Origin of the sequence: Ruania suaedae (genome assembly GCF_021049265.1) — a bacterium.
GTDB lineage: Bacteria > Actinomycetota > Actinomycetes > Actinomycetales > Beutenbergiaceae > Ruania > Ruania suaedae.
Genome location: NZ_CP088018.1, coordinates 1850308 through 1875379 on the forward strand (window position 1 = coordinate 1850308; position 25072 = coordinate 1875379).

Genomic DNA, 25072 nt, shown 5'->3' on the forward strand with positions numbered 1-25072 from the left:
ATGGCAGGCTGTGCCTATGCAGACCTGGCCCGGACATTCCTACCCGCTGGGTGCCACCTTCAACGGTACCGGCACCAACTTCGCCCTCTACTCCTCGATCGCCGACCGGGTCGAGCTGTGCCTCCTCGACGACGACGGCGTCGAGGAGTGCATCGAGGTCACCGAGGTGGACGCCTTCGTGTGGCACGTCTACCTGCCCAGTGTCCGGCCCGGGCAACGCTACGGCTACCGCGTGCACGGGCCGCACGACCTGGAGTCAGGGCACCGCTGCAACCCGGCCAAGCTCTTGCTCGACCCCTACGCGAAGGCGATCGACGGGCAGATCGACGGGAACGAGGCGCTGTACTCGTATCACTTCGGCGACCCGGACGGCCCGCTGAACACCCAGGACTCGGCCGGGCACACCATGACCTCGGTGGTGACGAACCCGTTCTTCGACTGGGGCCACGACCATCCCCCGGAGACCGAGTACCACGAGAGCATCATCTACGAGGCGCACGTGCGGGGCATGACGATGCAGCACCCCGAAGTGCCCGAGGAGATCCGGGGCACCTATGCCGGGATGGCGCACCCGGCGGTGATCGCCCACCTGGTCGAGCTGGGCGTGACCGCGGTCGAGCTGATGCCCGTGCACCAGTTCATCGAGGACCCCTCCCTGGTCGAACGCGGACTGACCAACTACTGGGGCTACAACACGATCGGCTTCTTCGCCCCGCACAACCGCTACTCGGCGTGGGGCTCGCGCGGCGAGCAGGTGCTCGAGTTCAAGAGCCTGGTCAAGGCGATGCACGCCGCCGGGATCGAGGTGATCCTGGACGTGGTGTACAACCACACCGCCGAGGGCAACCACCTGGGCCCCACGCTCTCCCTGCGCGGGCTCGACAACGCCTCCTACTACCGCCTGGTGGACGAGGACAAGGCCCACTACTTCGACACCACCGGCACCGGCAACTCGCTGCTGATGAGATCCCCGCACGTGCTCCAGCTGATCATGGACTCGCTGCGCTACTGGATCACCGAGATGCACGTGGACGGCTTCCGCTTCGACCTGGCCGCGACGCTGGCGCGCCAGTTCCACGAGGTCGACCGGCTCTCCTCGTTCTTCGACATCATCCAGCAGGACCCGGTGATCTCCCAGGTCAAGCTGATCGCCGAACCGTGGGACCTGGGCACGGGCGGCTACCAGGTGGGCGGCTTCCCGCCGCTGTGGACCGAGTGGAACGGGCAGTACCGCGACACCGTGCGCGACTTCTGGCGCGGGGAGCCCTCCACGCTCGGTGAGTTCGCCAGCCGGCTGACCGGGTCCTCGGACCTGTACGAGCACACCGGGCGCACCCCGATCGCCTCGATCAACTTCGTCACCGCGCACGACGGGTTCACGCTGCGCGATCTCGTCTCCTACAACGACAAGCACAACGAGGCCAACGGGGAGGACGGGCGGGACGGGGAGAGCCACAACCGGTCCTGGAACTGCGGTGTGGAGGGGCCCACCGACGATCCGGAGATCGAACGGCTCCGGGCACGCCAGCAACGCAACTTCCTCGCCACGCTGCTGCTCTCCCAGGGTGTGCCGATGCTTGCGCACGGCGACGAGCTCAGCCGGACCCAGGACGGCAACAACAACGTCTACGCCCAGGACAACCCGTTGAGCTGGGTGGACTGGGACCTGGACCCGCAGGCGCAGTCGCTGCTGGACTTCACCCGCACGCTGATCGCCTTCCGGCGCGACCACCCGGTGCTGCGCCGGCGCCGGTTCTTCAACGGCTCGACCTCGGCCGCCGGCGGTTTGCCGGAGCTGCCCGACATCGCCTGGTTCGACCCGAACGGCGACCTGATGGACACCGAGGCCTGGACCACCTCCTACGCGCGCTCGCTCGCCGTCTTCCTCAACGGGCAGGCGATCGAGGAGCCGGACTCCCAGGGCCGCCCGATCGAGGACGACTCGCTGATGATCCTCATCAACGCCGACGCCGACGACCTGGACTTCACCCTCCCGGAGGCCACCTACGGGCAGGGCTGGAGTCCGGTACTGAGCACCGACAGCGAGCAGGATCTCGACGCCGAGCTGGCCGCCGAGGAGACGGTGACCGTGACCGGGCGCAGCGTGGTGGTCTTCGCGCGGCCCGCCCCCGAGGAGGACGAGGGAGAGGGCGAGGAGCAGGCCCCATGAGCGTGCGCACGCCGGTCTCCACCTACCGTCTCCAGCTCGGGGCGGACCTCACCTTCGACGACGTCGCCTCGCTGACCGCCTCGCTCGCCCACCGGGGTGTGACGGACCTGTACCTGTCCCCCATCCTGACGGCAGCGCCCGGCTCGACGCACGGCTACGACGTCGTCGACCACTCCCGCATCAGCGAGGTGCTCGGCGGACGGGCCGGACTGGAACGGATGGTCGCCGCGGCCCGCGAGCACGACCTGGGCGTCATCGTCGACGTGGTGCCCAACCACATGGCGGTGCCGACCCCGGCCAGCCACAACCGGCAGCTGTGGTCGCTGCTCGAGCACGGGCCGCACTCGCCATTCGCGTCCTGGTTCGACGTCGACTTCTCCGACGACGCCCAGGTGCTGATGCCGGTGCTCGGCCGCCGGGTCGGGGCCGCGATGGCGGCCGGGGAGATCACGGTGCGCACGCTCGACGAGCCCGAGCACCACCTCACGCCCGAGCGGCCGGTGCTGTGCTACTACGAGCACCGCTTCCCGATCCGGGAGGGGACCGAGCACCTCCCCCTGCCGGATCTGCTCGAGCGTCAGCACTACCGGCTGGCGTACTGGCGGGTGGCCGACGAGGAGCTGAACTACCGCCGCTTCTTCGACGTGGGCTCGCTGGTCGCGGTGCGCGTGGAACGTCCCGAGGTGTTCGAGGCCACCCACGCCCTGCTGCTGGAGCTGATGGAGGCGGGCCTCGTGGACGGCCTGCGCATCGACCACCCGGACGGTCTCGCGAACCCGGGCGAGTACCTGCGGCGCCTGCACGAGGCCACCGGGGGCCGCTGGATCGTGGCGGAGAAGATCCTCGAACCCGACGAGGACGTGCCGGGCGACTGGCCGGTGGCCGGGACCACGGGCTACGACGCGGCGTGGCGGATCAACCAGGTCCTCACCGACCCGGCCGGGGCGCTCCCGCTGGGTGGGTTGCTGAGTGAGCTCACCGGCGACGTCGTCGGCACCCTCGACCGGGTCGTGGCCGAGGCCAAGCGCGAGATCGCGACCGGATCGCTGTACGCGGAGGTGCACCGGCTGGCGAGCCTGATCGCCGAGCTGTGCCACGACGACGTGCGGCTGCGCGATCACACCCTGCGCGCCATCACCGAGTGCGTCACCGAGCTGGTCGTGGCCTGCGACCGCTACCGGGCCTACGTCGTCCCCGACCGCCCGCTCGCCGCCGCCGATGCGGCGCTGGTACAGGGATGGGCCCGGGAGGCCGCCGAGGAGCTGGAGCCGGAGCGGCTGGAGACCCTCGACGTGGTCACCGATCTCGTCCTGGGCCGTGAGGTCGGCTCCGCCGGGCGTCAGCACGAGGCCCGCCGCGACGAGGTCATCGTCCGCTTCCAGCAGGTCTGCGGGGCCGTGACGGCCAAGGGCGTGGAGGACACCGCCTTCTACCGCTGGACGCATCTGACCTCGCTGTGCGAGGTCGGTGGCGCACCCGGGCGGTTCGCCGTCGGGCCGGACGTCCTGCACGCATGGGCGGCTCGCGCGCAGGCGCACCACCCCCTGACCATGACCGCCGGCAGCACGCACGACGCCAAGCGCGGCGAGGACGTCCGGGCACGCATCGGTGTGCTCTCCGAGCTCGGCGAGGCGTGGGTGGAGCACGTGCACCGGTTGCGCGCCCTCACCGAGGACATCCGGCCCGCGGATCTGGACGGACGCACCGAGAACCTGCTCTGGCAGACCCTGGCCGGGGTCTGGACCGAGGACGGCCCGATCACGACGGAGCGGCTGAACGGCTACCTGATCAAGGCGGCGCGCGAGGCCAAGGAGTGGACCGCGTGGACCGCGCAGGACCGCGAGCGGGAGGAGGCCCTGACCGGGTTCGTCGACGCCCTGCTCACCCGCGAGGACGTGACAGCGCTGATGGGCGACTGGGTCGAGCGCACCCGCGAGCCCGTCCGGGTCGCCACCCTGGGGGCCAAGGCGCTGCAACTGATGCTGCCCGGGGTGGCCGACGTCTACCAGGGCACCGAGACGACGGGGGTCAACCTCGTCGACCCGGACAACCGGCGCCCGGTCGATCACGACCACCTCTCGGCGATGCTGGCCCGGCTCGACGGCGGCGCCACACCGCACGACCTGTCCTCGGAGAAGCTGCGCCTGACCACGGCGCTGCTGCGGCTGCGGCGCCGTCACGCGTCGGCCCTGGTGGGCGCCGACGCCGGGTACCAGCCCTTGCCGACGTCGACCACCCACGCCCTGGCCTTCGCCCGCGGACCGGCCGCTGCCCCGGCCGTGGTGACGGTCCTCACGCGCCTGCCGGTGCTGCTGCGCTCCACCGGTGGGTGGGGTGAGCACTCGGTGGTGCTGCCCGAGGGCCGGTGGCGATGTGCGGTCACCGGACGCCGCTGCGACGGCGGCCCGGTCATGCTGGCCGAGCTGCTGGCCACCTCGCCGGTGGCGGTCCTCGAACGCGACGATGAGGAGCACTGAGCATGCGGGTCTGGGCACCGAGGGCCGAGCAGGAGGTCCAGATCGAGCTGGGCTCCTCCCGTGAGCCGCTGACCGCGGCCGGGGACGGATGGTGGGAGCTGGGCCGCGAGCTGCCCGCCGGGACCGACTACGCCTTCGTCCTCGACGGGCAGGGGCCCTATCCCGATCCGCGCAGCCCGTGGCAACCCGGCGGCGTGCACGGGCCCTCCCGCACCGTCGACCTGACGGCGCACGCGTGGCAGGACGGCTCCTGGCCCGGCCGGGACGTGCGCGGCGCCGTGCTGTACGAGCTGCACGTGGGCACGTTCACCGAGGCGGGGACGCTGGACGCCGCCGCCGAGCACCTGCCCTACCTGCGCGAGCTCGGCGTGGAGATGGTGCAGCTGATGCCGGTCGCCGCGTTCCCCGGCGAGCGGGGCTGGGGATACGACGGCGTCGCGCTGTACGCCGTCCAGGACTCCTACGGCGGGCCGGCGGCCCTGCAGCGGTTCGTCGACGCCGCCCACCGGCACGGGCTGGCGGTCAGCCTCGATGTGGTCTACAACCACCTGGGCCCCTCGGGCAACTACCTGGCCTGCTTCGGCCCCTACTTCACCGCCGAGCACACCACGCCGTGGGGCGACGCGGTCAACCTCGACGGACCCGGATCGGCGCACGTGCGCCGGTTCATCATCGACAACGCCCTGCGATGGCTGCGCGACTTCCACCTCGATGCCCTCCGGCTGGACGCCGTGCACGCCCTGGTCGACGACTCCCCCACGCATCTGCTGGCCGAGCTGGCCGACGAGGTCGAGGCGCTCGCGCAGCGTCTGGGCCGCCCGCTCTCGCTCATCGCCGAGTCCGACCTCAACGACGTCGCCATGGTGACCCCCACCGGTGCCGGCGGCCTGGGCATGACCGCGCAGTGGGCCGACGACGTCCACCACGCGCTCCATGCCTACCTGACCAGTGAGCGGCACGGGTACTACGTCGACTTCGGCTCCCCGGCCACGCTCAGTCATGCGCTGGAGAAGGTCTTCGTCCACGACGGCGGCCACTCCACCTTCCGCGGCCGCCCGTGGGGTGCGCCCGTGCCCGAGGAGACCGACGGCCACCGCTTCGTCGTCTTCACCAGCAACCATGACCAGGTCGGCAACCGCGGCCGCGGTGACCGGCCGGCCGCCGTCCTGAGCGACACCCAGCTCGCGGCCTCGGCCGCGCTGCTGCTCGGCTCGCCCGGCACGCCCATGCTGTTCATGGGCGAGGAGTGGGCTGCCTCCACGCCCTGGCTCTACGTCACCGACCACCGTGAACCCGAGCTCGCCGAGGCCGTCCGGGAGGGCAGGGCACGGGAGTTCGCCGAGCACGGCTGGGACCAGATCTACGGGCCGGGCGCCGAGGCACCCGATCCGCAGGATCCGCAGACCGCGGCGGCCGGCGTGCTGCGCTGGCAGGAGCGGGGCACCGGACGCCACGCCCGGATCGAGGATTTCACGCGTGAGCTGATCGCCCTACGCGCTCGGACACCCGATCTGGGCTCCGGTGACCGCCGCGCCACCCGGGTCGAGGCCACGCCGGAGTGGGTGCTCATGCACCGGGGCGAGTGCGTGGTCGCCGTCAATGTGGGAACCGGCATCTGCCATGTCCCACTGCCGCGGGCCGACCGGCACGAGGTGCTGCTGGCCTGGGACGAGTCCGTCCGCCTGGAGGGCGACCAGCTGCTGCTGCCGCCCGGCGCGGTGGTGCTCGCAGGCCGGTAGCCCCGCCGGGCACCACGCGCCGGGGATCAGTCGTGCGTAGTGCGCAACCACTGCAGCAGATCGGCGGTCAGGTCCCGGTCCCAGGCGAGTTCGCGCCCGTCCAGCTCGCGCACAGGGGCACACAGGCGCACGCTCGAGCACAGCCAGACCTGCTCGGCCACGGCCAGCTCGCTCACCTCCACCCGCCGCGCCGACGTCGCCAGACCCGCGCGCTCGGCGAAGCGGAACGCCCGGTCCTGCGTCGTCCCCGGCAGGATGCCCTGGTCGGTCCCCGGCGTCACCAGGGTGTCCCCCACGCGCAGCAGCACCGAGGCCGTCGGGCCCTCGAGCACCGCGCCATCGGAGCTGACGAAGATGACGTCATCGGCGCCGCGGGCGTGGGCATGGCGCAGGGCGGCCATGTTGACGGCGTAGGAGGTGTACTTCGCCCCCTGCAGCAACCAGGGTGAGGTCTCGGCGACATCGGAGCGGTAGCCCCGGTCCAGGGTGAGCGCCCGCACTCCCTCGGTCCTGGCCCGGGAGGTGTCCGGGGCCGGCGCAGCACGCACCCAGCCGGTGCATCGGCCCGTCCCCTCCTCGCCCCGGGTGAGCACCAGCTTCACCGACAGCTCGGGGGCGGCGCCGGCGCCCTGGATGGCCGCCGCGACCGCCGTTCGCCACACCTCGAGCCTCGGGCTCGGCAGGTCCAGCAGCTCGGCCGAGGCCGCGAGCCGCTCCAGATGTGAGGTCAGTGCCTGCACGTGCCCGTCGATCACGCCGATCGTCTCGAAGACGCCGTCCCCGCGCGTGGCGCCGAGGTCGGTGACCCGCAGGTGCGGGCGGCCCGGGTCGGCGACGGCGTAGCCCGGTCCGTGCAGCTCCTCCGCCGTGGTGGGCGCTGTCAGCAGGATCAGGCTCGTCGTCGCCATCGCTCCTCCAGGGTCGTGGACGGGCCCCTGCCCGCCGGGTGGGATGACTGCTGTGGTCAGCGTAGGCCCCGGCCGGCCGTAGCTCCCGGACCGGACGGTAGTGTGCCGCCATGGCGACTCTGTTCACCCGCATCCTGAACCGGGAGATCCCTGGCCGTTTCGTCTGGGAGGACGAGCTCTGCGCGGCCTTCACCTCGATCGAGCCGCTCCAGCCGGGGCACACGCTCGTGGTCCCGCGCCGGGAGGTCGACCACTGGTGGGACATGCCGGAGCAGGAGTGGACCCACATCGGCGCCGTGGCCCGGCACATCGGCCGGGCCCAGCGAACGGCGTTCACGCCCGTGCGCATCGGTCTGCTGGTGCAGGGGTATGAGATCCCGCACGCCCACGTGCACGTGTGGCCCTCGCAGTCCTCGGCCGATTTCGACCTCACGGCCGCGGCCACCGACGTCCCCGCGGGTGAGCTCGACGCCGCCGCCGAGCGGTTGCGCTCGGCGCTGCGCGAGGCGGGCCACGGCGACGCCGTCCCGGCCTGAGCCGCGCTTCCCGGCCGCGTGCCGGGCGGGCATCTCCTATGCTCGGGCCATGGCAGTCATCATCGTCGTCACCGAGGAAGCCCTGCGCGAGTCGGACGTCACCGGGATCACCCGGCTGCACGACTCCCCCGAGACCCGGTTCCACGTTCTCGTGCCGCAGGACACCGAGCGCAACCTGGTGACGGACTTCATCGACCATCTCAGCCTGTTCGAACTGAAGGAGGCCTGGGAGGAGCTCACCCGACGCCCGGACCCCCAGGAGGCGCGTGCCGAGGCGGGTGAGGCGCTCGCGATCTCGCTGCGGCGCTTCGCCGAGGCCGGTGCGCACGCCGAGGGTGCGCTGATCGGCGACGACCCGATCCCGGCGCTGCGTCAGGCCGTCAACGGGCTCGAGGCCGATGAGGTCGTCGTCGTCACCCGCCCGCACGCGGTCGAGGACACCTTCCACCGGGACTGGGCCTCCCGGGCCCGGGACTCCCTCGGCCTTCCCGTGCTGCACCTGTACTCGGGAACCAACCGCCTGGGCTGAGTCTCAGAAACCGGTGTCGGTGGGGCGCGGGTAGTAGCGCCGCAGCGCGCGCAGCTGATTGATCTGGGCCAGCAGCCGGTAGAGCCGCCGGCGCGGGCTCCGGTCGGCGCCGTAGGCGAGCGGGTGCACGGCCCGGCGGCGCCGCAACACCGCCCGGGCACGTGCCAGGAGCTCGCGGTCGCGCACGTACCGCCCGAGCACGAACGTCGGGATGTAGGCGTAGACCCCTTCCTGGCGCGCCTGCTGCGGCGGCAGCGGCTCCTCGAGCACGAAGTCGGCCACCAGCGCGCGGGCGGTGCTCGCTCCGCCCACATTGACGTAGTAGTGGGACCGCCCGGGCCGAGGATTGATGTCGAGCAGGCGCGCGACACCGTCACGCGGATCGACCTTGAAGTCGACGCTGGCGAAACCCCGGTAGTCGACGGCGTCGAGCACCCGCCGCACGGCGTCGACGAGCGCCGGGTCGTAGTCGACCATGATGATCGCCGAGTTCCCGATGAAGGTGGGCTGGTGCATCGCCAGCAGCACCCGGCCCGACGCCGCCATCGTCAGGACACCGCGGGCGTCCCGGTAGCAGTTGACCACCCGGTTCGCGGTGTCATCGCCCGGGATGAGCTCCTGCAGCAGCATCGTGCCCTCGTACCCGGCCGCGGCGATGCGGTCGAGCTCGGTCACCAGTTCCTCGGCGTCGGCCAGCCGGTAGACCTTACGGCGGCCGGGAAAGCTGAGCTCCTCGAACTCGGCACCCGCGAACGGCTTCATCACGATCGGGAACGTGAGGTCGCTCGCAGCACCACGCCAGTCCTCCGGTCGGCGGGGCACCGGGGCCACCTCCACCGTGCGAGGCGTGGGCACCCCGCACGCCGCCAGCACCTCGTTCATCGCGCGCTTGTCACCGAGCTGCTCGATGGCGGCCGCGTCCGCGTACGGGATGGTGTAGTCCTCGGCCAGGCGAGCCCGGTTCCGGAGCACGAACGCCAGCTGGTGGTCGGAGTTGACCACCAGCACCCGGTGCGAGCCCGGGTGGGCACGGGCCACCGCGGTCAGCGCTGCCAGTGTGTCCTCCTCGCTCGCACCCGCGCCGGTGAAGACGTTCTCCAGGATGGCCGAGTCGTTGATCGGCCCCCGGCCCTGTTCGCTGACCACCACCGATCGGACGCCGTAGGCCTCGTGGAACGACCGCGCCATCGCGTAGATGCCCAGGTCGGTGCCGAGCAGAACCGGGCACAGGTCGGGTCCAGGCACGACGGATCCTTCGTCAGGGGGCGGGGCGGTGGGACGAACCCGCGCGAGTCTACCGACTCCGCGTCGGCGCGCCCCGGACGACCACGGCGCCGGGCGTTCTAGCCTGGGCGTGTGAACGTGCAGCGCACCCCCGTCGCGCCCCCGGAGTTCGAGGCCGCGCTGCTGAGTCTGCGCGGCCACCGGATGCGCCGCGAGTTCCACCTCGAGGAGGTGCCCGCACCCACGCGGATCGCTCCCTACGCACTCGCGCTGACGGGCGAGGTCAACCCGACCCGGGACCCGGAGGACATGGTCGGCAACGGCCGGTTCGTCGTCCTCTACGACCCCGAGGGACAGGAGGCGTGGGACGGGCAGTTCCGCGTCATCGTGATGGCGCGTGCGAGCCTGGAACAGGAGTTCGCCGCCGACCCGATGCTCGGGGAGGTGGGCTGGTCCTGGCTCACGGAGGCGCTCGCCGCCGAGGAGGCCGAGCACCACGCCCTCTCGGGCACGGTCACCCGGGTGCTCTCGGAGACCTTCGGCGGGCTGGAGCTGCGCAGTGGTGAGGTCGAGATCGAGGTCCGCGCGTCCTGGACACCGGAGGGCACCGACATGGCGGCGCACCTGCGTGCGTGGGCGCTGCTGACCTGTCAGGCTGCGGGTCTGCCCCCCGTCCCCGACAACGTGAGTGCGTTGAAGCCGAAACGATGACCTCCACACCTCCTCCCACCCCGGCCCCCGATGAGCCGGACTCGGCCGTTGAGCCCCCGGCGCCCGCCACTGCCGATGCGCCCGATCTGGTTCCGCTCACCGAGCCGTCCGAGGGGGTCCCCGAGGTCGTGGTGACCGAGGCCGGCCTGCGGGACGTGATCACAGCGTTCACCGCGGGCCACGGACCGGTCGCCGTGGACGCCGAGCGCGCCTCCGGCTACCGCTACGGCCAGGCCGCCTACCTGGTCCAGCTGCGCCGGGACGGTGCCGGCACCGCGCTCATCGACCCGCAGGCGCTGCCCGACCTCGGCGCCCTCGGGAGTGCCCTGGCCGGCACCGAGTGGGTACTGCACGCGGCCGGTCAGGATCTGCCCTGCCTGGCCGAGGTCAACATGGTGCCGGGCCGCGTGTTCGACACCGAGCTCGCGGGCCGGCTGCTCGGGCGCGAACGGGTGGGTCTGGGCGCGATGGTCGCGGCCGAGCTCGGGCTCGAGCTCGCCAAGGAGCACTCCGCGGCGGACTGGTCCACCCGGCCGCTCCCCCAGGCGTGGCTGCGCTACGCCGCCCTGGACGTGGAGGTGCTGGTCGCCCTCCGGGACCGGCTCCACGACGAGCTCGAGCAGGCCGGGAAGCTGGAATGGGCCTGGCAGGAGTTCGACGCCGTCCGCACGGCACCGCCGCCGCCGCCGCGGCTGCAACCGTGGCGGCGCACCTCGGGCTCGCACCAGGTGCGCGACCCGCTCGGGCTGGCCATCGTGCGCGAGCTCTGGCAGGTGCGCGACGCCGAGGCCCGCCGGGTCGACATCTCCCCCGGCCGGCTGCTCAGCGACAGCGCGATCGTGGCCGCCGCGACCACGCGGCCGAGCACGCTGGCCGAGCTGACGGCCCTGCGCCCCTTCAAGCACAAGGCCGCGGCCCGCCGCAGCAGGCTGTGGTTCGACGCGGTCGCCCGCGCGACGGCGCTGCCCGCCTCCGACCACCCGGCGCGCCGGGGACCGGCGTCCGACACCCTGCCGCCGCCACGGGCGTGGAAGGACCGCAACCCGCCGGCCGCGCGGCGGCTCGACGCGGTGCGGCTCACGGTGCGCACGCGCGCCGAGGAGCTGGCGCTGCCGCAGGAGAACCTCCTCACGCCCGAGTACCAGCGCAGGCTGGCCTGGGATCCCCCGCGTGAGCACAGCACGGAGGGCGTCGCAGCCGCACTGGCCGCGCTGGGGGCCCGGCCGTGGCAGATCGACCAGCTCGCCGCACCCCTGGCGACCGCGCTGCACGCCGGCCCCGAGGACGGGTTAGGCTAGGGGCGACAAGTACCTAGTACTCCCAGTCCCACTGACGTGACCCGGAGGTCTCGATGCCCCTGCTCGGCCGTGATGTCGTCCTCGTGGACGCCGTGCGATCCCCCTTCGGGCGTGCGCGCCCCGACGGGCTGTACGCCCACACCCGTGCCGATGACATCGCCGTCGCGGTGGTCCGCGAGCTGCTGCGGCGCAACACCGCGCTCGTGCCCGACCGGCTGGGCGACCTGGCGCTGGCGGCGACCACACAGGAGGGCGACCAAGGGCTGACCCTCGGGCGCACGGTGGGCATCCTCGCCGGGCTGCCGCGCGGTGTGCCGGGTTACGCGATCGATCGGATGTGCGCGGGCGGGATGACCGCCGTGACCAACGTCGCCGCCCAGATCGCGGTGGGGGCCTACGACGCCGCCGTCGCCGGCGGGGTCGAGCACATGGGCCACCACCCCCTCGGCGCCGCGGCCGACATCAACCCCCGGATCGGTGCGGAGCGGCTGGTGCCCTCGGACTCGTTGACCATGGGCGCCACGGCGGAGAACCTCCACGACCGCTACCCGCAATTGACCAGAGCGCGTGCCGACGCCTATGCCGAGGCCTCCCAGGCGCGCTATGCGCAGGCGCTCGCGGCCGGGCACATCGACGCCGACCTCGTCCCGGTCGCCGTGATGGACCCCGAGCGGGGCTGGGGCGTGGCCACAGCGGACGAGCCACCCCGCCCGGGTACCACCGTGGCCGGCATGGCGGACCTGCCGACCCCCTTCCGCCCCGGCGGGCGGGTCACCGCCGCCACCTCCTCGCCGTTGACCGACGGCGCCACCGCGGCGCTGCTGATGGACGCCGGCACCGCCGCCGAGCTGTCGCTGACGCCACGATTGCGGCTCCTCTCCTACGCCTACGCCGGGGTCGAGCCCGAGGTGATGGGGGTCGGGCCGGTCCCGGCCACCCACCGCGCGCTGGAGCTGGCCGGACTGACGATGGATGACATCGGCCTCATCGAGATCAACGAGGCCTTCGCCGTGCAGGTGCTCGCGTTCCTCGACGCGTTCTCGATCGAGGACCAGGACCCACGCGTCAACAGCTACGGCGGGGCGATCGCCGTCGGGCACCCGCTCGCGGCCTCCGGGATCCGGCTGATGAGCCAGCTCGCGCACCAGTTCGCCCTCCATCCGCACGTGCGCTACGGGCTGACCACCATGTGCGTCGGGCTCGGCCAGGGTGGCACGGTGGTGTGGGAGAACCCCCATCACGCCGGCGCCGGGGCGCCACAGACCGATCACCGCGCCGAGAGGGAGCACCGATGAGCGAACGCATCACCCACGCCCTGGTCCGCGACGTCCAGCTGGAGGACCTGGGTGTCCTCGCCCTGGTCACGCTCGACAACGGCGCAGGCCCCCGCAAACCCAACACGCTGGGACCCGAGGGCATGGCCGAGCTGCGGGCTGCCCTGACCCGGGTGAGCGAGCGGGCGCGCGCCGGCGAGATCGTGGCCGTGGCGGTCACCGGCAAGCAGTTCCACTTCGCTGCCGGAGCCGACCTGCACGGCGCGGCCGAGATCACCGACCGCGCCGCGGCCCGGTCGATCGCCGAGGCCGGTCACGAGGCCTACGCGCTGCTGATCGACATGCCCGTGCCCACCTTCGCCTTCGTGGGCGGGGCCGCACTGGGCGGCGGCCTGGAGCTGGCGCTCTCGTGCCACTACCGGACCGTCAGCGCCGCCGTGCGCGGGATCGGCCTGCCGGAGGTGTTCCTCGGGCTGGTTCCGGGCTGGGGAGGCACATTCCTGCTGCCCCGGCTGGTCGGTATGGAACGGGCGCTGCGGGTGGTCGTGGAGAACCCGTTGCGCCAGAACACCCAGCTGGACGGGCCGGATGCGGAACGCCTCGGGATCGTCGACGCCGTGCTCGAACCGGCCGACTTCCTCACCGAGTCCTTGCGCTGGGCCGCCCAGGTGGTGCGCGGGGAGATCGTGCCCGAACGCTATGAGGGGGACGACCCTGCCGCTGCCCGCGCGCTGGTGGAGTCCGCCCGGGTGGAGGTGGACGCGCGCCTGCACGGTGCCACCCCGGCGCCCGGCCGCGCGCTGGACCTGCTCAGCCTGGCGGCTGGGGGTGACCGTGAGGCGAGCGTCGAGGCCGAGAACGAGGCCCTGACCGACCTGATCACCTCCCCCGAGTTCGCTGCCTCCGTCTATGCCTTCGACCTGACCAGCCGCCGCGCCAAGAACCCCGTCGGTGCTCCCGATGCCGAGCTTGCCCGCCCGGTCCGCCGGATCGGCGTCGCCGGTGCCGGCCTGATGGCCTCCCAGCTGGCGTTGTTGTTCGCCCGTCGCATGCAGGTCCCGGTCCTGATGCGTGACCTCGACGACGAACGGGCCGAGCGCGGGGTCCAGTTCGTCGCCGACGAGGTCCAGAAGCTGGTGACCAAGGGCCGGATCTCCGGGGCCGAGGGCAACCGCATCCGGTCCCTGGTCAGCGCGACCACCGAGCTGGGCGACCTCGCCGATGCCGACCTGGTGATCGAGGCCGTGTTCGAGGAGCTCGACGTCAAGAAGCAGGTGTTCACCGAGCTCGAGTCGGTCCTGGGCCCGGAGGCGATCCTGGCCACGAACACCTCGGCGCTGTCGGTCTCGGCGATGGCCGCGGACCTGCAGCACCCGGAGCGGGTGGTCGGGCTGCACTTCTTCAACCCGGTGGCGCAGATGCCGCTGGTCGAGGTCGTCCGCGCCGAGCGCACCGACGATCCCTCCTATGCGACGGCGTTCGCGGTGGCGGCGGCGTGCCGCAAGTCGGCCGTCGCGGTGGCCGACGCACCGGGCTTCGTGGTCAACCGGCTGCTGGTCCGCCTGCTCGGTGAGGTGCTCGGCTCGCTCGAGGACGGCACGGACGTGACGGTGGCCGACAGGGCGCTGTGGCCGCTCGGGCTCCCCATGGGCCCCTTCCAGCTCCTGCAGCTGGTCGGGCCCGCCGTCGCCGGCCACGTGCTGGAGACCCTGCGGGAGAACCTCGGACCCCGCTACCCCTCCTCGCCCGGGCTCGAGGCCATGATTGCCGACGGCGCCCGGTTCGTGGAGTTCGAGTCCCGGCCCACGGCCTCCTCACCGGTGGATACGGCGATCGCGCGGTACTTCGGCTCGCGTGATCACGTCGGCGGTCAGGACGAGGCCGGCCTGCTGCGCCGGGTCCGCGACGCCCTGGCCGAGGAGGTCGAGCTCATGCTCGCCGAGTCCGTCGTGGCCGAGGCGGCCGACATCGACCTCGCGATGGTCCTCGGCGCGGGCTGGCCGTTCCACCTCGGAGGCATCACGCCCTACCTGCGCCGTACCGCCTGAGGATCAGCCGTACTCAGGACTCACGCACGGACCGCCTCGAACAGGGTCCGCTGGGGTGGCGCGTGCGCGGGGTCGACGCCGTCGAACAGGCTCGAGACCGACTCGCCGAGGTGCACCCGGCGGATGGCCTCGGCGAACAGCTGCGAGGTCGATCGCACGGTGAGGTCGTGCCAGTCGGCGGGGGCCGGCACGGTGTCGGTGGTGATCACCTCGGAGATCATCGGGTGCTCGCGCAGGCGCTGCATCGCCGGCCCGGTGAACAGGCCGTGCGTGCACACCACCGAGGCGCCTACGCACCCGGCATCTGCCAGGCGCTCCATGAGCTCGACGATCGAGCCACCCGTCGCGATCTCGTCATCGAGCACGATGGCGCGCTTGCCCGCCACGTCCCCGACGATGGCATCGATGGTGACGCGGTCGTCGGCGAGCCGTTGCTTGTTGCCCGCGGCCACTGGCAGGCCGAGCAGCCGGGCGAACTGGGTGGCGGACTTGGCGTTGCCCAGATCGGGTGAGACCACGATCGAGTCCCCCAGCTCCTGGGAGCGGAAGTGGTCGGCGAGCACGCCGAGCGCGGTGAGGTGATCGACCGGGACCGAGAAGAAACCGTGCACCTGTGGGGCGTGCAGCGTCATCGTCAGGACCCGGTCCACCCCGGCGGTGACGAGCATGTCGGCCACCAGCCGGCCACCGAGGGAGATACGCGAGGCGTCCTTCTTGTCCGAGCGCGCATAGGCGAAGTGCGGCATGACGGCCGTGATCTGCGCCGCCGAGGCACCGCGGGCGGCGTCGATCATCAGCAGCAGCTCCATCAGATGCTCCTGGGTGGGGGGCACGAGCGGCTGGACGATGTAGACGTCACGCTGACGGCAGTTCTCGAGCAGCTGCGCCTGCAGGCAGTCGTTGCTGAACCGGGAGATGCGGGAGGGGCTCAGCTCCAACCCGAGCTCACCGCAGATGCGCTCCGCGAGCGCGGTGTGCGCGCTGCCGCTGAAGACGACGATGTCCTGGGAGGCGATTCCGCTCGCGTTGCGCATGCCGGTTCCTTCGCGCTGGGGTGATGGCCACATGCTAGGGGAGGTCTAGGGCAGGTGTGGGGCGCTCGCGCCCTGGACCTGCCGGGCCACCGCTGCCGCCGTCTCACGGGCGATGTCCTGCGCACGCAGGCCGAGGTCCTCCTCGAGCTGAGCCCGCGAGGCATGGGAGAGGAACCGGTGCGCGATCCCGTGCACATGCACCGGGAGCGGTGAGCCGGCCTCGGCGAGCCGGTCCCGCACGGCGCTGCCGAAGCCGCCGGTGACGATCCCGTCCTCGATCGTCACCACCCGGTCGTACCCGGCGGCGACCTCGACGAGGGCGTCCGGGACCGGGATGACCCAGCGCGGATCGATCGCCGTGGCACCGATGCCCTGATCACCGAGGCGCTGGGCCACCTCGGCGGCGGTCGCCGCGAACGGCCCGACACCGACGACCAGCACACGTGGGCCGCCGTCACCGGCCGCCCGGGCGAGCACATCCAGTCCGGAGGTGTGGCTCAGGGCGGGCAACGGTTCGGGCAGCGATCCCTTGGGGTAGCGCACCACGGTGGGCGCGTCGGCGACCGCCACCGCCTCGCGCAGGGCGTGGCGTAGCGTCGCCTCGTCCCGTGGAGCGGCCAGCCGCAGGCCAGGGACCAGACGCAGCAGCGCGAGGTCCCACATCCCGTTGTGGCTGGCGCCGTCGTCACCGGTCAGGCCGGCCCGGTCGAGGGTGATCGTCACGCCCGCCCGGTGCAGGGCCACATCCATCAGCAGCTGGTCGAAGGCCCGGTTGAGGAAGGTGGCGTAGAGCGAGACCACCGGGTGCAGGCCGGCGAAGGCCATCCCGGCCGCCGAGGTCAGCGCGTGCTCCTCGGCGATCCCGACGTCGACGACGCGGTCGGGGAACTCGCGCGCCATCGGGGCCAGGCCGACCGGCTCGGGCATCGCGGCGGTGATGCCCACCACATCCGAGCGCGTCCTGGCGATCTGCAGGATCTCGTCGGCGAACACCTTCGTCCACCCGAACCGGGAGGGCACCAGCGGCAGGCCGGTCTCCGGGTGGATCTTGCCCACGGTGTGGAAACGGTCGACGACGTCGCTCTCGGCCGGGACGTAGCCGCGGCCCTTCTCGGTGACCACGTGCACCACCACCGGGCCGCCGAAGCCGCGGGCGCTGCGCAACGCCGCGTCGAGGGCCTCGAGGTCGTGCCCGTCGACGGGCCCGATGGACTTCAGCCCGAGCTCGTCGAAGAGTCCGTGCTGCGGCCGCAGCACGTCCTTGAGGCCCTTCTTCATCCCGTGCAGCGTGTCGTAGGCGACGCGCCCGGGACTTCCGGCCCGCTGCAGCGTGCGCTTGCCCCAGCCGAGCACGCGTTCGTAGTTGCGGTCGGTGCGCACCGCGTCGAGGTAGTGGGCCAGGCCACCGACCGTCGGTGAGTAGGACCAGCCGTTGTCGTTGACCACGATCACCAGGCGCTGGTCCGGGGAGTCGGCGAGGTTGTTCAGCGCCTCCCACGCCATGCCCCCGGTCAGCGCACCGTCACCGATGACGGCGACCGTCGAGCGGTCGGTGTCACCGGCGAGCAGGCGCGCCCGGGAGATCCCGTCCGCCCACGAGAGCGCGGTGGAGGCATGGGAGTTCTCGACCACATCGTGATCGGACTCCGCGCGGCTGGGGTAGCCGGACAGTCCCCCGCGCTGACGCAGCGAGGAGAAGTCGCGGCGCCCGGTGAGGAGCTTGTGGACGTAGGACTGGTGCCCGGTGTCGAAGACGATGGTGTCCCGCGGGGAGGTGAAGACCTGGTGGATGGCCAGCGTCAGCTCGACCACACCCAGGTTGGGGCCGAGGTGCCCGCCGGTCCGCGAGACCGAGGCCACCAGGAACTCCCGGATCTCCTCGGCCAGCGCCCGCATCCGGCGCGGACCCAGTGCGCGCAGGTCCTCCGGACCACGCAGCCGCTCCAGCTCGCTCACCTCGTGCTCCCGTCCTCGACCTGCATCTGCCTCCATGCTACGTGCCCCTCACGCGGAGGTGCGCGTGCGCAGGTCCCGCCCGCGCAGCTGGTGGCGCTCGACGGGCTGATCACCGGCCTCGAGCAGCAGCGCCCGAGCCTGGTCCAGCTCCACCAGGAACTCGTCCGCGTGGGTGCGCAGCATCTCGATGCGCTGCTCGTCCCGGCCGACCCACCGGAAGTCGCGGCGGAGCGTGTGACGGTGCTCGACGACGAACAGCACCCGCTCGCACCCCGTCACGTGCAGCTGCCACTGCAACTGGTCCGCGTAGGTGCGCGCCGCGGCGTCCAGGTCCTCCACCGAGGTCTTGATCTCGGCGATGGAGTGAGTGCCGATACCGTCCGGGGTGGCGAGGTGGCGAGGATTGCTGCCCGCGCACAGCACCGCGCTGGGTGCGATGCCGAACCGCTGGTGCACCCAGGCCGCGATGATCGGCTCCCGGACGATGCCGTGCTCGAACTGCGGCAGCCGCGGGCCGGCCCAGCCGGTGAGCTTGGCCTCCAGCAGCCCACGCCGTTGCTTGGAGGTGCGCCCGGTGGAGGTCACCAGGCGGCGGGCGTCGGTGGCTGTCACACCCCACAGCCGGGCCCGCAGCCAGGCCACCCGGTTGCGCGAGGAGACGACCTCGCCGGCGGGGGTGCGCACATACCGGTAGCCGTCGATCACACCCCGCACCCTATGCCGCCGCAGGCTGCTGCCGGCCCAGCACGCGCCGACCGGGCACGTACCGCCGCGCCGGATCGAGGGAGGCCTAGGCTGAGGGGTATGCGACTGCTCCCGGGTCACACCATCAGCCACGACCTGACCTACGACGACGTCTTCCTCGCCCCGTCCTACTCGGACGTGTCCTCACGCTTCGACGTCGATCTCTCCTCCACCGACGGCACGGGCACCACGATCCCGCTGGTGGTGGCGAACATGACCGCGGTCAGCGGACGACGGATGGCCGAGACGGTCGCCCGCCGCGGGGGGATGGCGGTTCTCCCCCAGGACCTGCCGCTCGCCGAGGTCCGGCGCACCATCGCCTCGGTCAAGGGGCGCCACCCGGTGCTGGAGACACCGGTGACGGTCACGCCCACGGACACCGTGCACACGGTGCTCACGCTCGTGGACAAGCGCGCGCACGGGGCCGCCGTCGTGCTCGACCAGGGCCGGCCGGTGGGTGTGGTGGCCAGATCCGACTGCCACGGCGTTGACCAGTTCACCCAGGTCCACGAGGTGATGAGCGCCGATCCGACCGTGCTGCAGATGGACGCGCTGGAGGGGCCCGGCGGACTGGAGGCTGCGCTCGAGTCCGCCTTCGAGGCCCAGCACGCCGCCCGGCGGCGGTTCTCACCGGTCGTGGACTCCTCCGGCCGGCTGCGCGGCGTCCTCACGCGCGTCGGTGCGCTGCGGTCCTCGATCTACGCTCCCGCCCTGGACGACCTCGGCCGGTTGCGGATCGCCGCGGCGGTGGGCGTCAACGGTGACGTCGCCGCCCGGGCGCGCGGCCTGCTCGAGGCGGGCGCCGACGTCCTGGTCGTGGACACCGCGCACGGGCACCAGGCGAAGATGATCGAGGCGCTGCGGGCGGTCCGCGAGCAGGAGCCCACCGTGCCGGTCGTGGCCGGCAACGTCGTCACCGCCGACGGCGTCACCGACCTCGTCGAGGCCGGCGCCGACATCATCAAGGTGGGCGTGGGCCCCGGCGCCATGTGCACCACCAGGATGATGACAGCCGTGGGCCGGCCCCAGTTCTCCGCCGTGGCCGAGTGCGCCGCACGGGCGAGGGAGCTCGGCCGGCACGTCTGGGCCGACGGCGGCATCCGCCACCCGCGTGACGTCGCCCTCGCATTGGTGGCCGGAGCCAGCCAGGTGATGGTCGGATCCTGGTTCGCCGGGACCTTCGAGTCCACCGGTGACCTGCACGTGGAGGCGGACGGTCGCCGGTACAAGGAGAGCTTCGGGATGGCGTCGGCACGCGCCGTCGCCGCCCGCACCGCGAGCGACTCCAGCCCGTTCGCACGGGCGCGCAAGAGCCTGTACGAGGAGGGCATCTCGACCTCGCGGATCTACCTCGACCCCGAGCGGCCCGGGGTGGAGGACCTGCTCGACCACATCACCGCGGGCCTGCGCAGCTCGTGCACCTATGCGGGCGCACGTACCCTCGCGCAGTTCCGTGAGCGCGCCGTCGTCGGACTGCAGTCGCGGGCCGGCTACGACGAGGGCCGTCCCCTGCCCGGAGGTTGGTGAGTCGATGAGTGCGACACCCCGCGCCCTGCCCTACGGCACATGGCCCTCCCCCGTCCCGGCCGAGTCGCTCGCCTCCTCGACGCTGCGGCTGTCGCAGATCCGTCTCGTGGGCACCGACACCTTCTGGGTGGAACAACGCCCGTGGCAGGAGGGCCGCTGCGCCCTCGTGCGGCGCCGCGAGGACGGCGCGATCGAGGACGTCGTGACCGCGACCACCGACGGTGGCACCTTCGACGTCCGCACCCGGGTGCACGAGTACGGCGGCGCGGCCTATGCGGCGACCGCCTCGCTCGTCGTGGTCTCCCGCCGCGAGGACGACCGCCTGTACCGGGTGGACCTAGGCGCCGACGGCGCCCCTGGGGCGCCGGTGCCGCTCGTGCCCGCCGACGGACGGCGCTACGCCGACCTCGAGATCGATGTCGACCGCGCCGTGGTCTACGCGGTCGCGGAGGACCACGGCGAGCCGGGTGGCCAGCGCACCGACCCGGTCACGACGCTGGTCAGCATCCCGCTCGACGGGTCGGCTCTGACCCGGCCGGACCTGGTGGCCGTGCTGGTCGCCGGCAGCGACTTCGTCAGCTCACCCCGGCTCAGCCCCGACGGCGCCCTGCTGGCGTGGATCACGTGGGACCACCCGGCGATGCCGTGGGACTCATCCTTCCTGCACCTGGCCACGGTCGCCGACGGCGGCGCGCGCCTGCTCCACCACCGCACCGTCGCCGGTGACCTCGACGTCTCGGTGGCCGAGCCGCTGTGGACCCCGACCGGGGACCTGGTGCACATCGACGACCGCACCGGCTGGTGGAACCCCTACCGCACCGAGCTCGAGGGCGCCCACCGGCGCACCCGCCCCATGCATCCCGCCGACGCGGAGTTCACCCTCCCCCCGTGGGGGTTCGGACCCCGCACTATCGACATGCTCGGCGAGGCGCACCTGATCGCGGGGTACACCGTCCAGGGCCGCCGCCGGCTGGCCGCCGTGCGCACCGACAACGGCGCACTGGAACCCTGGGACGGCGACTGGGCCCCCGTCGGCGACGTGCGCGCGCAGGCCAACCGGGTGGTCTTCCTGGGAGAGAGCCCCACCGCACCGGAGTCGATCGTCGAGCTCGATCTGGCCGCCGGGACCGTCACGGTGCTGCGGTCCACGACCGATCTGACGCTGGACGAGCGCTCGATCTCACGCGCCGAGAGTGTCAGCTGGCCCTCAGCGACCGGGGTGGCGCAAGGCTTCCTCTACCGCCCGCAGCACGCGGAAGTCACCGGCGAGGAGCAGGAGGCTCCGCCGTTGCTGGTGCTCTCGCACGGCGGCCCGACCGGAGCCACCACGCCCGGGTTCGACCTGAGCGTGCAGTTCTGGACCACCCGTGGTTTCGCGGTGCTCGACGTCAACTACGGCGGCAGCACCGGGTTCGGGCGCGCCTACCGGGAACGGCTGCGTGGTCGCTGGGGCCACGTCGACGTCGAGGACTGCAGCAGCGGAGCCCGGTGGCTGGCCGAGCAGGGCGTCGTCGACGGCGCTCGCACGGCGATCCGGGGCGGGTCGGCGGGAGGCTACACGACGCTGGCGGCACTGACGTTCACCGACACCTTCGCCGCCGGTGCCAGCCACTACGGCATCGGAGACCTGGAGGCGCTGGCGGCGCACACTCACAAGTTCGAGAGCCGCTACCTGGACACGCTCGTGGGCCCCTATCCGCAGGAGGCCGCGACCTACCGGCAGCGCTCGCCCGTGCACCACGTCGAGTCGCTACGCGTACCGATGATCCTGTTCCAGGGCACCGAGGACCGCGTGGTGCCACCCGAGCAGGCGCACCGGATGGCCGACGCCGTCCGCTCCGCCGGCATGGAGGTGGAACTGCTCATGTTCGAGGGCGAGGGTCACGGCTTCCGGCGCAGCGAGAACCGGCGTGTGGCGCTGGAGGCGGAGCTGGCCTTCTACGGCCGGGTCTTCGGCTTCGACCCCTCCTGAGCAGGACCCTGGGCACGGGGCCGGGCCGGCAGATGTGATCTGCCGGCCCGGTCTCGTGGCGTGGTGCGGTCCTCAGCCCTTCACGAGCTGCCGCAGCACGTACTGCAGGATCCCACCGTTGCGGTAGTAGTCCGCCTCACCCGGGGTATCGATGCGCACGACGGCGTCGAACTCCACTGCCTCACCCTCGGCCTTGGTGGCCGTGACGTGCACGGTCTCGGGGGTGCTGCCCTCGTTCAGGGCCTCGACGCCCGAGATGTCGAACGTCTCGGTCCCGTCCAGCCCGAGCGACTCGGCGCTCTCCCCCGCCGGGAACTGCAACGGGAGCACACCCATGCCGATGAGGTTGGATCGGTGGATCCGCTCGAAGCTCTCGGTGATGACCGCCCTCACACCCAGCTGGGCCGTGCCCTTGGCGGCCCAGTCGCGGGAGGAGCCCGATCCGTACTCCTTGCCACCGAGGATGACCAGCGGGATGTCCTGCTCGGCGTAGGCCTGTGCGGCGTCGTAGATCGTCGTCTGCTCACCGGTGAGGTGATTGAGCGTGAAGCCACCCTCCACGCCGTCCAGCAGCTGGTTGCGCAGCCGGATGTTGGCGAAGGTGCCGCGGATCATCACCTCGTGGTTACCGCGCCGGGACCCGTAGGAGTTGAAGTCCTTCCGGGCCACGCCGTGCTCGGCGAGGTAGGTACCGGCCGGCGAGTCGGGTTTGATCGAACCGGCCGGCGAGATGTGGTCGGTGGTGACCGAGTCACCGAGCTTGGCCAGCACCCGCGCACCGGAGATGTCCTGCACCGGCTCCGGCTCGGCCCCCATGCCGTCGAAGTACGGGGGCTTGCGCACGTAGGTGGACTCGGAGTCCCACGCGAAGGTCGAGCCCTCGGGCGTGTCCAGCTGGCGCCAGTGCTCGTCCCCGGAGAAGACGTCGGCATAGTCGGAGGTGAACATCTCCCGGTTGATCGAGGAGTCGATCGTCTCCTGCACCTCCTGCGGGCTCGGCCAGATGTCGGCCAGGAAGACGGGCTTACCGTCCTCGGAGTGACCGAGCGGCTCGCTCTCGAAGTTGAACTCCATCGTCCCGGCCAGCGCATAGGCGATCACCAACGGCGGAGAGGCGAGGTAGTTCATCTTGACGTCGGGGTTGATCCGGCCCTCGAAGTTGCGGTTGCCGGACAGCACCGAGACGACCGCGAGGTCATTGTCGTTGACCGCCTCGGACACCTCCGGGTCCAGCGGTCCGGAGTTGCCGATGCAGGTGGTGCAGCCGTAGCCGACCAGGTGATAGCCCAACTTCTCCAGGTAGGGCCACAGGCCGGCCTTGTTGTAGTAGTTGGTGACGACCTGCGACCCGGGCGCCATCGAGGTCTTCACCCACGGCTTCACCGTGAGCCCGGCGTCGACGGCCTTCTTGGCGAGCAGGCCGGCGGCCAGCATCACCGAGGGGTTGGAGGTGTTGGTGCACGAGGTGATCGAGGCGATCGCCACCGCGCCGTGAAAGAGTTCGTAGCTGTCGCCCTCGGGCGGCGTGACAGTGACCGTCTTGCGCACGGAGTCAATGACCGCAGGGGCGTCCGAGGCGGGGAAGGACTCCCGCGAGGCCTCGTCCACGCCGTTGGCCACGTCCGGGGCGTAGGCCGGCAGGTCGTGCTGGAAGGCGGTCTTCGCACGTGAGACCGCGATCCGGTCCTGCGGGCGCTTCGGCCCGGCGATCGAGGGGACCACCGAGGACAGGTCGAGCTCGAGGTACTCGGAGAAGACCGGCTCGACATCGGCGTCGTGCCACATGCCCTGCTCCTTGGCGTAGGCCTCGACCAGCGCGACCTGTTCCTCGGAGCGGCCGGTCAGGCGCAGGTACTCCATCGTGACCTCGTCGATCGGGAAGATCGCCGCGGTCGAGCCGAACTCGGGGCTCATGTTGCCGATGGTGGCCCGGTTGGCGAGCGGGACCTGCGCGACGCCGTCGCCGTAGAACTCGACGAACTTGCCGACCACCCCGTGCTCGCGGAGCATCTCGGTGATCGTGAGCACCACGTCCGTGGCGGTGACCCCCGCCGGGATCTCGCCGTTCAACCTGAAACCCACGACCCGCGGGATGAGCATCGAGACGGGCTGGCCGAGCATCGCTGCCTCGGCCTCGATACCGCCGACACCCCAGCCCAGCACGCCGAGACCGTTCACCATCGTGGTGTGGGAGTCCGTGCCCACACAGGTGTCGGGATAGGCCCGCAGCACCGTCTCGCCCTCGACCTCGACCTCGCGCGTCATGACAGTGCGCGCGAGGTACTCGATGTTGACCTGGTGGACGATCCCGGTGCCGGGCGGAACCACCTTGAAGTCGTCGAAGGCGGTCTGGCCCCAGCGCAGGAACTGGTACCTCTCGTGATTGCGCTGGTACTCGAACTCGACGTTGCGCTCGAAGGCGTCGGGGCGGCCGAAGACGTCGATCTGCACGGAGTGGTCGATGACCAGCTCGGCGGGCGAGAGCGGGTTGATGGTCGAGGGGTCCCCCCCGAGGTCGGCGACGGCCTCACGCATCGTGGCGAGGTCGACCACGCACGGCACACCGGTGAAGTCCTGCATCACCACCCGTGCCGGGGTGAACTGGATCTCGGTGCTCGGCTGGGCCGTCGGATCCCACTCGGCGAGGGCGCGCACGTGGTCGGCGGTGATGTTGGCACCGTCCTCGGTGCGCAGCAGGTTCTCGGCGAGGACCTTCAGGCTGTACGGCAGTCGCTCCAGGCCCGGGACGGCGTCGAGCCGGAAGATCTCGTAGTCGGTCTCGCCCACCCGCAGGGTGCTCTTGGCGGAAAAGCTGTCCACGGTGCTCACGTGCCACTCCTCGAAAGCGTTGTCGGCGCAGGACCGTCGCACTTACGTGACGATCGCGTCCCGAAATTTATCTCGATATCGAGATAAATCCTACCG

The 25072-nt window shown here is 71.8% G+C and carries 17 protein-coding genes; 11 read left to right on the top strand and 6 right to left on the bottom strand.

Features of this window, described 5'->3' with window-relative positions; translation table 11 throughout:
• Positions 1 to 16 precede the first annotated feature (16 nt).
• From glgX to treZ, 3 genes are read left to right on the top strand one after another with little or no spacing between them, the layout of a single operon-like run.
• Positions 17 to 2170: a glycogen debranching protein GlgX gene (gene glgX / locus LQF12_RS08600; RefSeq protein ID WP_231052530.1), complete on the top strand. Its 2154-nt coding sequence runs from the start codon at positions 17 to 19 to the stop codon at positions 2168 to 2170.
• On the top strand, positions 2167 to 4647 hold the full coding sequence (gene treY / locus LQF12_RS08605; protein ID WP_231052531.1) for a malto-oligosyltrehalose synthase: 2481 nt from the start codon (positions 2167 to 2169) through the stop codon (positions 4645 to 4647). Before glgX ends, treY begins: the two co-directional genes overlap by 4 nt.
• Before the next feature lie 2 nt (positions 4648 to 4649).
• A complete protein-coding gene (gene treZ, locus LQF12_RS08610; protein WP_231052532.1) occupies positions 4650 to 6386 on the top strand; it encodes a malto-oligosyltrehalose trehalohydrolase in 1737 nt (578 codons plus the stop codon).
• Positions 6387 to 6412: 26 nt separating this feature from the next.
• Here treZ and LQF12_RS08615 read toward each other — a convergent pair whose 3' ends face one another.
• Complete coding sequence (locus tag LQF12_RS08615) at positions 6413 to 7294, bottom strand: aminodeoxychorismate lyase (protein ID WP_231052533.1); 882 nt, start codon at positions 7292 to 7294, stop codon at positions 6413 to 6415.
• Positions 7295 to 7404: 110 nt separating this feature from the next.
• On the opposite strand from LQF12_RS08615, the gene LQF12_RS08620 reads away from it, so the two are divergent.
• Positions 7405 to 7830: an HIT family protein gene (locus tag LQF12_RS08620; RefSeq protein ID WP_231052534.1), complete on the top strand. Its 426-nt coding sequence runs from the start codon at positions 7405 to 7407 to the stop codon at positions 7828 to 7830.
• Positions 7831 to 7879: 49 nt separating this feature from the next.
• Positions 7880 to 8359, top strand: coding sequence for a hypothetical protein (locus LQF12_RS08625; protein WP_231052535.1), 480 nt, complete (start codon positions 7880 to 7882; stop codon positions 8357 to 8359).
• Between the two features lie 3 nt (positions 8360 to 8362).
• Here the strand turns inward: LQF12_RS08625 and LQF12_RS08630 are convergent, their stop codons facing one another.
• Positions 8363 to 9604, bottom strand: a complete 1242-nt coding sequence (locus tag LQF12_RS08630; protein ID WP_231052536.1) for a carboxylate--amine ligase — start codon at positions 9602 to 9604, stop codon at positions 8363 to 8365.
• 111 nt (positions 9605 to 9715) lie between these two features.
• On the opposite strand from LQF12_RS08630, the gene LQF12_RS08635 reads away from it, so the two are divergent.
• The 4 genes from LQF12_RS08635 to LQF12_RS08650 are packed head-to-tail and all read left to right on the top strand — an operon-like array spanning position 9716 to position 14914.
• Positions 9716 to 10294, top strand: coding sequence for a DUF3000 domain-containing protein (locus tag LQF12_RS08635; protein WP_231052537.1), 579 nt, complete (start codon positions 9716 to 9718; stop codon positions 10292 to 10294).
• A complete protein-coding gene (locus tag LQF12_RS08640; RefSeq protein WP_231052538.1) occupies positions 10291 to 11592 on the top strand; it encodes an HRDC domain-containing protein in 1302 nt (433 codons plus the stop codon). The genes LQF12_RS08635 and LQF12_RS08640 overlap by 4 nt, the downstream gene beginning before the upstream one ends.
• 53 nt (positions 11593 to 11645) lie before the next feature.
• Positions 11646 to 12887, top strand: coding sequence for a thiolase family protein (locus LQF12_RS08645; protein ID WP_231052539.1), 1242 nt, complete (start codon positions 11646 to 11648; stop codon positions 12885 to 12887).
• Entirely contained in the window at positions 12884 to 14914 is a 2031-nt protein-coding gene (locus LQF12_RS08650; protein ID WP_231052540.1) for a 3-hydroxyacyl-CoA dehydrogenase NAD-binding domain-containing protein, read from the top strand. Before LQF12_RS08645 ends, LQF12_RS08650 begins: the two co-directional genes overlap by 4 nt.
• Positions 14915 to 14934: 20 nt before the next feature.
• On the opposite strand, the gene LQF12_RS08655 is transcribed toward LQF12_RS08650, so the two are convergent.
• Genes LQF12_RS08655 through LQF12_RS08665 form a run of 3 tightly spaced genes read right to left on the bottom strand, consistent with a single transcriptional unit; the run spans position 14935 to position 18609 of the window.
• Positions 14935 to 15948, bottom strand: coding sequence for a ribose-phosphate diphosphokinase (locus LQF12_RS08655; protein ID WP_231052541.1), 1014 nt, complete (start codon positions 15946 to 15948; stop codon positions 14935 to 14937).
• A 45-nt stretch (positions 15949 to 15993) separates the two neighbouring features.
• Entirely contained in the window at positions 15994 to 17904 is a 1911-nt protein-coding gene (dxs, locus tag LQF12_RS08660) for a 1-deoxy-D-xylulose-5-phosphate synthase (protein ID WP_290370672.1), read from the bottom strand.
• Positions 17905 to 17952: 48 nt separating this feature from the next.
• A complete protein-coding gene (locus tag LQF12_RS08665; protein ID WP_231052542.1) occupies positions 17953 to 18609 on the bottom strand; it encodes a YqaJ viral recombinase family protein in 657 nt (218 codons plus the stop codon).
• Between the two features lie 99 nt (positions 18610 to 18708).
• Between LQF12_RS08665 and LQF12_RS08670 the strand changes: the two genes are divergently transcribed.
• Together LQF12_RS08670 and LQF12_RS08675 are read left to right on the top strand one after the other, a co-directional pair.
• Positions 18709 to 20175: a GuaB1 family IMP dehydrogenase-related protein gene (locus LQF12_RS08670; protein WP_231052543.1), complete on the top strand. Its 1467-nt coding sequence runs from the start codon at positions 18709 to 18711 to the stop codon at positions 20173 to 20175.
• A 4-nt stretch (positions 20176 to 20179) separates the two neighbouring features.
• A complete protein-coding gene (locus LQF12_RS08675) occupies positions 20180 to 22147 on the top strand; it encodes a S9 family peptidase (protein ID WP_231052544.1) in 1968 nt (655 codons plus the stop codon).
• Positions 22148 to 22219: 72 nt separating this feature from the next.
• Here the strand turns inward: LQF12_RS08675 and acnA are convergent, their stop codons facing one another.
• The gene (gene acnA, locus LQF12_RS08680; RefSeq protein WP_231052545.1) at positions 22220 to 24976 is read right to left on the bottom strand and encodes an aconitate hydratase AcnA; all 2757 of its coding nucleotides are present in this window, start codon (positions 24974 to 24976) and stop codon (positions 22220 to 22222) included.
• Between the last annotated feature and the right edge of the window lie 96 nt (positions 24977 to 25072).